This is a genomic window from Microcoleus sp. AS-A8 (genome assembly GCA_039962225.1).
Taxonomy (GTDB): Bacteria; Cyanobacteriota; Cyanobacteriia; order Cyanobacteriales; family Coleofasciculaceae; genus Allocoleopsis.
In genome coordinates, this window is sequence record JAMPKV010000003.1 from 426204 (window position 1) to 435049 (window position 8846).

The window sequence follows — 8846 nt, forward strand, 5'->3', positions numbered from 1 at the left end:
ATCTCTCTGTGGACGGGAAGGTTATGCAGATTTGGGAGATTGGGGGATTGGGAGTGGGAGAGGGGGAGGGGGAGAAATACCTACAAAAGAACTGGTGGATTATTTCTGCCAGTCCGCATCGGCTGCATAAGCTAACCCGGCTCAGAGTTAGATATCACGGAGAGAACAAAATCTTATGCCAACTCAGCCATTAAATCCAGTCTAAGGGAGGTGAAACCAGTGAAAGGGAAAGCTAAGGTTGGGAATTATCCCTTACTTCAGGACGAGGAGAGCATCGCTCACTTAGCCTTCAGTTGCAAGTTACTCGCTGATTCGAGCCTTGCTTAAAGACACGGTTCAGTAGTGATACTAGATCATCTGTCACCCGATTAAATTGCAATGAGTGCTGCATCGAGATACTGGACAATTGTAAAAATTGAGGCGGCGGGAAAACGCAAAATCGAGGAAATTCCCTCGGCAAAGACGTTTTTCTTAGCTTCATTTCCGGAATTTACGCCTGAAAGCGAAGTACCGGATGCTCTGATCCAGCGTCAACTGCTGCATTGGATGCGAGAAGCTACTGAACCAGAGACTAACGATACCAGTAAGCGCTTTTTATCACAACTGTGTCTCTTATGCTTTATCTCTATCCAAATCGAGCGTGTTTGCCTGCAATTAGAAGCCCAGTTTGGGAGTGAACACGGCTTCACCTGTAGCGATTTACTACGCTGTGTCTTAGATGACGATAGCCGCCGATTGAGGCGAAACGCGACCCCTGCCGTCTCGACGTCTTATCAATCTTTGCCCCAGGAAATTCTGCAAAGCTTTAATCCAGAGCAAAGCAGTTTAGGCACCTGGACAACCCGGTTGGTGAAGCATCACCGAGAACTCAATACTTTTTTGCTCGAACACGGCGTTTATCTCGTCAGTGATTGGGCCATTCTCAACGATACCAGTTCCAAACAAATTCAGCGGATTTTTTCGCAGTTTCACCAACTGACATCGTTTGAAATTGAGCAGTCCAAACGACTTCTAGACAGCTACCATGCCGTCTATCGGGCGCAACGCCTCCAATCACGACAACAGGGAATCAAGGGACAGTGCCTGCCACCCACGAGGGAACAACTCGAACAAATGCGAATGCGCCTATTGACTCAAACCGGAGAGCGGTTTCGCCCCGAAACCATCATGGCCAAACTCCAAGAAATGGCCTCGATGCTCAGAGATTACCGAATTCATGTTCGAGGTGGCTCTCTTCCTACAGAATCTATAGACGCCCCTGTTAATAGTAATGCTTCAGCCGATCGGACTTGGTTTCGTGACTTTATCGACGACCGAAATACGACTGACGAGCAAACCGAGTTTTTACTCTCTTACCGTCAACAATTCATCACTTGTTTAGACCAAGCGCTCGCCAAAGTAACTGAAGATAAAGCACGGAAATTACACCACAAAGACCCCCAGAAAGCCCAGAATTTTCTCACGGCCTTGCAGTTGTTTCACTGTCAGGGAAAGTCAATGGGAGCAATTGCCAAAGCCGTAAATTTACAAGCCCAATTTCATGTCTCAAGGTTGTTGCAGTTGAAAGCCTTTCGTGCTGATATTCAACAGCAATTCTTAGTGCTATTACGCGATCGCGTGATCGAACAAGCCAAAATATACACTGATCCGGAACGCCTCAATGCTCTTAGTAAGCAACTTGAAGAGGCTCTCGACGAGCAAGTGACTCAGCTCATCCAAGAAGCAGCAACGGAAGCTTCCACAGCTACTGGCACCAAAAACCAAACAACCACCACGAGTCTCTTTGCCGAGAGACTCTGCCTCTACCTCGATACTAGGAGATCTAACAATGACTAATTTCTCAAATCGTACTGCTCAAATGTGGCTTGATTTTGATGTTTTGCCCACCGAAGCTATCAACTTATCACCCGCTGTTTTTGACCAAGCCTTAAACTTGAGTGCTCAAATTTCCCATGAAGAACGGCAGTGGCAAACTTACCTCAACGCGCTGGCACTCGGCGGTTTTGAGGAATGGCTAGGAGCGCGAGCCACAGATTTAACGCTCAATAAAGAAAAATGTACCGTTTTGCAGCCATTTATGGCGAATGCGATTGATGCCGTGAGTCATTTGCAAGTAGGTCAATTTAAACTTTGCCTGATTGCCATGGGTAGCCTCACGGATGAAGAAGTCACTCTCCCTAGAGCTGTTGTAGATTTACCGGAATATGTGGCGCATTTTTATGTTTTGGTAGAAGTGCAAGAAGAACAAGAAACTGCCCTCGTTCAAGGTTTCTTATCTTACGAACAGTTGGTGAATCAACGCGATCAACGTTATTTAGAGGCCCAAGAAGATTGGACTTATCAGTTACCTTTAAACTGCTTTGACCACAATTCCGACCGCTTGTTGCTGAATTTGCGCTGTCTAGAACCGACCGCCATCCCCTTACCTGAACGCGTGAGCCAGCGATCGATGCAGCTAGCGCGTCAGCGTTCGGAACTGGAAGCCTTGTTGCCTAATTTACAATCATCGGATCGCCAGTTGTGGCAAGTTTTGACATGGGAGCAGGGAACATTGGTTCTTACGAATCCGGAGCTACTGAACTGGGTGTATCAATTACAACAGCCAGCCGGACAGCCAGAGTCGCTCACCGCGCTCAAAAAACACCTCGCCGACACGCTGCAAATGGTCACCCAACCCGCCGTGAATGCTGGGCGCTGGTTGTTGGGTGAACTCGATGAGTTGGCGCAAGAATTGTCGTGGGTGCTGCTACCCAGCTTGGCTCCAATGAGGGCGATGCGATCGCCGGTGGAGGAATTTCAAGCCATTGTCACCCAACTGCGGCAGACGGAAGTCGAGATTCCTCTCGAAGCGCGGGGAGCTTATCGGGATTTGCGGTTAGCGGGAATGCCTTTACGCCTCTATGCCGTCACATGGCCTTTGCTCTCTGGCTCGATTCCTGAATGGACGTTATTACTGGTGTTAGGGGCTACTCCAGGCACTCAGCTACCCACGGGTGTGCAATTACGAGTCAGCGACCAAACGGGCATTTTAGTAGAACGGATGTTGGATGCACAACCGCGTAATTCCTATTTCTTTACCCGTGTTGTGGGGACTTGGGATGAGAAATTTATCGTCACCGTCAGCTTACCCTCAGGGATCGAACAGACCTTACCTCCCTTTAGTTTTAATCCCCAAGATTAAGAGACAGCTTGCATAAAGGGCTGACGAAAGGGAGATAAGTATTCTAGCTAGGGAAGAAAAATCGACTTTTGTCAGGGATCTACTGAAACTGTAAGTGCATATCCTTTCAAAGGTCAGAGGTATAGCCAATTAAGTAAAAAACCTCTAATCAATTGAGAGAGAACTTTGACCATGCAATCTTGTCTTGATTATCAAGCTGAAGCGAAATTCGGACGACACTATGAACAGGGTGAAGAATCGTACCACGTTTCATGGGAGAGCGATCGCGCTCAACGAGGTCACAAGGATCACTCAAAGCGAACCTCCTATGAGGACACGGCCCAAGGCCATGCCGTTAGCCATAACGGTAGCCACTACAGGGCATCGAGTTTAGCATCAACGTTAGGCACAACATCAACCATTGGGCATCCCACACCGCCGCAGACGATAGCCCCAAAACAGCAGCAAAAAGCAAACGCCTGCGTTACGAGCGAATTACTGAATCAGGGAAGCTCAAGCCTAGAAAGTCTAGTACTTCCCCAACCAGCTGAGCTACAGGATGATTCCAGTCAACTGCAAGCCAGCCTCAAGACGTTGCAACAAGCTTTAACAATTGCCCAAGCCAAAAATAACCGGGCGAACCAAGTTAACATCCTCAAACGCATCGGGATTATTCACTGCAAACTCGGAGAACACGCTTGGGGCATTAATTGCCTAAAGCAATCTTTGCAATTGGCTCAATCCCTAGAGAATCAGGTAAGCGTTGGTGTGATTCTCAATTACTTGGGAGCCGCTTATCGCCAAACGGGTCAAGAGTACAAGGCGCTGAGGGTTTATTTACGAGCTGTAGAGATTTTTAAGCAAATTGGAAACAAGGCGGGTATCGCCCTTTTACTCAATCACCTCGGAGCGCTTTACAACAGTTTAGGTCAGTTGGAGCAGGCACTGACCTGTTCTCGTCAAGCCCTAGAAGAGTTTCAGGGTTTAGGACATTCCCTCGATGGAGAAGGGACTGCGCTGCACAATATTGGGGAAATTTATTTGCAGATGAGGCGGTATCGTCAGGCATTGGCCTTCTTTGAGCAAGCGTTGACGATTTACCAAAAACTCAGTAACCGCAAGGGTGAGGCCAAGGTTCTAGAAAGTATTGCGACAGCTTACGTCCGGCTCAACCAAGATCAACGGGCGATGGAACTATATCAGCAAGTCTGGGAAATGCGGCAGGATGTGGGTGAATCACCGAGCGTTAAAGCCAGAACCATTGATTACATAGGAGCTGTTCACTACAAAATGGGCGATCGTGCTCGGGCTGTGTGGTATCACCTACAAGCGTTAGGGATTTTGCAAGCTTACAATTACACGGCTAGGGTTGATCGATTTCTCGATGAGACAGTAGCGATCGCCAAGTTACTACAGCATTTAGTCAGCGTCTATGACCGTTTGGGTTTACAGGCTCAAGGCGTGAAGTGCTACCAGGAGGCTAGAGAGATTATTAAAACTTTCGGTGAACATGCCTGTGAAGAAGCCATCTGCAATTTTTTTGATCAAGAGCATTAAAGGACAGGGCAGGCATTGTGCTCTTGTGGGGATGCACTCGTACACCATCATCGAGATAGCGCCGTCCTAAATAATTCATGAGATTCTCCCTTTCTCTCCTCTGTGCCCTCTGTGCCTCTGTGCTTGGAGTGGTTTGTGAAAAAATAAAATCTCACAAATGATTTAAAACTGTTATAGCCGTGCCTCAATCCTCATAGGGGAGTAGAAGCGAGAGCGCAAAGCTGTGTGTGAATTACACCTTTTGCATAAGTCCGATACGGCTGAGAGATATAAAGATGAGTACGCCATGTGTTTGCCAGTGGCTAGTGCAAGAAGGCAGAAGGCAGGAGGCAGAAGGCAGAAGCAACATTGCTTGTACCGTAAGCCTTATTACCTTTGTCAACTGGATAGTTATTTCCGCCGCGCTGCACTAGAGGATTAGAAGCATGGATTCTCATCTCAGCCTGATCACAACGACTCTAGTGATAATTCATGATTGTATAAGACAGAGGAATGGTTAAAACCCTAACCTCAACTTTAGTTTAAAATTTTGATTTCTAATTCATCACACAAAAGGCTAAAACAAGTTTTTGGAAAAGGGTGCATCGTTAATCATTTCATCCCCAACCTTACATTGATATGAGCCACAGTGCTGCCGTTTTCTACCTAAAAGTCCAACGAATCGAGAAATTTTGTCTGTTTGAGTTGTCTTGGGGACAAGGACAGCAACTCAACGTGACGCTTCCCTACCCGGAAACGCTCACTACACTCTACGAAGAGTGGAGAACGGATTATCTAAATTTTTATCAGACAGGTTTACGGGGGAGAGTTGCTGAAAACGGCATGATTGCTTCCCCCCCCGTAGATTGGCACGCCAAACTCGTACAATCTGAAGCCAAGTTACTTTATGAATTTCATCACTGGCTGCGTCAGGGTGAGTTATTTGAAATTCGCTCGGCTTTGGCTCAAGCGGTTAGCGAGGGAAACCGGAACTCATACGAGCAAGGGAGAGAAGCAGGGGGAGAGAAAGCAAAGAGTTCACCGTTTGTTGAGGTATTCCTCACCTGCAACCCCATAGATTTGGCACGGTTACCCTGGGAAGCTTGGGAAATTGGGACTGAGTTTGCGCGTCCAGCTCAAATTCGTATTGTCCGTATGCCTGCCAATATTCACAAAAAATCCATACAGCCCAAGAGTCGCCGTCGTCGGACAAGGATTTTAGCGATTTTGGGGGATGATACGGGTTTAGATTTTAAAGCGGATAAAGAAGCGGTGCGATCGCTCAAGTCAATCGCTGACGTTCACTTTGTCGGCTGGCAACCGGGACAGGATGTGGGCGAACTCAAAGCCCAAATTATTGAGACAATCGCCGATGAACGGGGCTGGGATGTGTTACTGTTTGCCGGTCACAGTAATGAAGCAGATTTAATTGGGGGGAAATTAGGAATTGCTCCCGGTGTCTCCCTATTCCTCAACGAAATCGAACAGTCGCTGTTACTTGCCAAAGAACGCGGATTGCAGTTTGCCCTGTTTAACTCCTGCAACGGACTCGACATTGCGAATGCCCTGATTAGTTTAGGGTTGAGTCAGGTTGCGATCATGCGAGAACCGATTCACAATAACGTTGCCCAAGAATTTCTCCTGCGGTTTCTCCAGCGTCTCGCCGAGTACAAAGATGTCCACGAGGCAATGCTCACGGCGTGTCAATATCTCAAGTTAGATAAACACTTCACTTATCCCAGTGCTTACCTGATTCCGTCTCTATTTCGCCATCCTGATGCCCCTCGGTTTCGTCTAGAACCCTTTGGCATCACGGAAACCCTTAAGCGCTGGCTACCCACCCCAAAAGAAGCGATCGCTTTAACCGCCTTCGTCTTAATCAGCTGGCAGCTACCGATACAAGGCAATTTATTAGAGCGACGGGTGTTAGTCCAAGCGATGTATCGCCAACTCACCCATCAAGTCCCAACCCCCAAGCCGCCTCCTGTGCTTCTGGTACAAATTGACGACGACTCCCTGCAAAAGGCCAAAATTCCTTATCCTGCTGTTCCCATGGATCGCCGCTATTTGGCACAGTTGGTGGACAAGGCGTCGGCACTACAAGCTAAAGTCGTCGGCGTCGATTATCTGCTGGATCGCCCTCAACCCCAAAAGGAGAACGATGAAAAACTCGCTCAATCGCTGCGTTCCTCCGTACAACAGCAGGGAACCTGGTTTGTTTTTGCCACTACGCCCAATGATACGGGAGGCTGGTTTGAAGTTTTGCCCGAACTAGCCCAGCCCAATTGGAGCTTACAAGGCGATGTTCTGGTTCTGGGCAACCATCTCAAACATATGACGCTGGTGCCGATGCAGAAGTCTGATCCTCGGCGCGTGCCCTTTTCTTACCTTTTGGCGTTGGCTTATCGGCTGAACACCTCCTCATCCCAGAAACTGCCTCCGCCCCAATTGCAATCTGCCAATGATTTGCACTCAACGCTGAGTGCCTATGCCCACAAAAGCACGGGCAAGGATTATCGGGATGTATTCTCCCCCAAAGCTCGCTTACATCCGATGACTAACTTTGGTTATCTGTTACGTCAAATGTGGATGCACCCGATTATTGATTACTCGATTCCACCGGAGCGCGTCTACCAACCGCTACCCGCTTGGAAGTTTCTGGAGAGTTCAGCCGCTTCCCTACCCCAACATCCTAATCACCAACCAGTGGTGATGATTGCCCCAGGCGGATATGGCGAAGCTGGCGTTACCGAAGCCGGTGAGGATAACTTCCCCATGCCGCCAGCGCTTGGCTACTGGCGCTCTCAAGCTAATCCTAGCTCTGGGCGTGAGAAATTCACAGGAGGTGAAGCCCACGCTTATATGATTCATCATTTCTTGAATCAGCGGTTGGTGGTTCCGATTCCCGATTTGTGGCTCCTTGGGTTAGCTGCGCTGTTGGGGAAAGGAGCCGTATTGGCGCTAGAAGACAATAAAGGGGGAAGCAGAAAGGGGAAAGAAAAGTATATGCTATTTGTTTTTCCTTCAGGAAGCAGCAAATGGATGATCGTAATGGCGAGCGCCACAGCTGTTTATGGACTCGTTAGCTTACAGCTTTACATCACAGCAGAAGTGCTGTTGCCTTTAGTGGTACCGACAGCGACATTTTGGACGTATATTCTGTTAGCTCAATTGGAGAAAAAACAACATGTCAAAGTTTAACTGGGTGTTATCAACTTTGCTCGTGACGACACTGGTTTCTAGTTTGCTAACTGACTCAACTCAAACAACCAGAGCACAAACCCATCTCTTCGGTTCTGGGGAGAATGCCGCTCAAGCTCAAACCAAAGATAATCCGCCTCCTACTAATCCTAGATCTCCTGAGCGACCTGGAAGGGGGACTTCACGGGGCAGCAATCCTTGGACGCGTATTTTGCAACCTCTTGCACAAGATAATAAGCCCGCTGAGGAAAGTAAAAAGGGGAGTTCGCGTGGTTCTTGTCTGCTCTCACCTATTGCACTCGGCAACAACAAAGAAATGTGGAATGATCGCCCCCTATTTGTCTGGACGGGACGACCTAATCGAGTTGAACTTTATCAAGTTGGGAGCGATAAGGTGTTGTGGAGTCACAATGTGAAACCGAAACAGACCAAAGTCTTGTATGACAAAGAGGCGCTCAAGCCAGGTCAAACTTATGAATGGAGGATCATTGGTTCGTCTCGACCGGTGAGGACACAGTTTCGAGTCATGGATGCCCAAAAGCGCGATCGCATTAAGCAGGAATTGCAGCGTTTGGACGAACAACTCCAAGCCAAACAAGCCACACCCGAAGACATCGCAAGACGGCGTGCCCAGTACTTTACCGAACAGCGGCTTTGGTTGGATGTTTTGCAGGAAACCTATAGCGTGGAAAACCCTTCAAAAGCACTAACGGATGCACTCAAAGAAATGAATCAAGCCAATCCTTTGAGCATTTGTATTCCATCGCCGCAAAACCCTAGCCAACCTCGTTAAGCTCCAAGATGGAAGAATTTTGGGCAATGGGTTAATGGGTATTATACCAACTTCATTAAACATTGCTACACTTAGTTATGAGAATTAAGGAGAATAAGTTTTCCATGTCAGGGGTCGTCAAAATTGACATAATAGAACCGGAAGAAACTTTAAAAG

6 protein-coding genes are annotated in these 8846 nt (G+C 47.9%); all 6 read left to right on the plus strand.

Annotation, left to right across the window (positions count from 1 at the left end; all coding sequences use genetic code 11):
* Window positions 1-378: 378 nt before the first annotated feature.
* A complete protein-coding gene (locus NDI48_07405) occupies window positions 379-1836 on the plus strand; it encodes a hypothetical protein (protein ID MEP0831037.1) in 1458 nt (485 codons plus the stop codon).
* The gene (locus tag NDI48_07410) at window positions 1829-3181 is read left to right on the plus strand and encodes a DUF1822 family protein (GenBank protein MEP0831038.1); all 1353 of its coding nucleotides are present in this window, start codon (window positions 1829-1831) and stop codon (window positions 3179-3181) included. Before NDI48_07405 ends, NDI48_07410 begins: the two co-directional genes overlap by 8 nt.
* Before the next feature lie 171 nt (window positions 3182-3352).
* Window positions 3353-4717: a tetratricopeptide repeat protein gene (locus NDI48_07415; GenBank protein MEP0831039.1), complete on the plus strand. Its 1365-nt coding sequence runs from the start codon at window positions 3353-3355 to the stop codon at window positions 4715-4717.
* Between the two features lie 275 nt (window positions 4718-4992).
* The gene (locus tag NDI48_07420) at window positions 4993-5130 is read left to right on the plus strand and encodes a hypothetical protein (protein ID MEP0831040.1); all 138 of its coding nucleotides are present in this window, start codon (window positions 4993-4995) and stop codon (window positions 5128-5130) included.
* Window positions 5131-5335: 205 nt separating this feature from the next.
* Window positions 5336-7897, plus strand: a complete 2562-nt coding sequence (locus NDI48_07425; protein ID MEP0831041.1) for a CHASE2 domain-containing protein — start codon at window positions 5336-5338, stop codon at window positions 7895-7897.
* The gene (locus NDI48_07430; GenBank protein ID MEP0831042.1) at window positions 7884-8690 is read left to right on the plus strand and encodes a hypothetical protein; all 807 of its coding nucleotides are present in this window, start codon (window positions 7884-7886) and stop codon (window positions 8688-8690) included. Before NDI48_07425 ends, NDI48_07430 begins: the two co-directional genes overlap by 14 nt.
* Window positions 8691-8846: the final 156 nt, after the last annotated feature.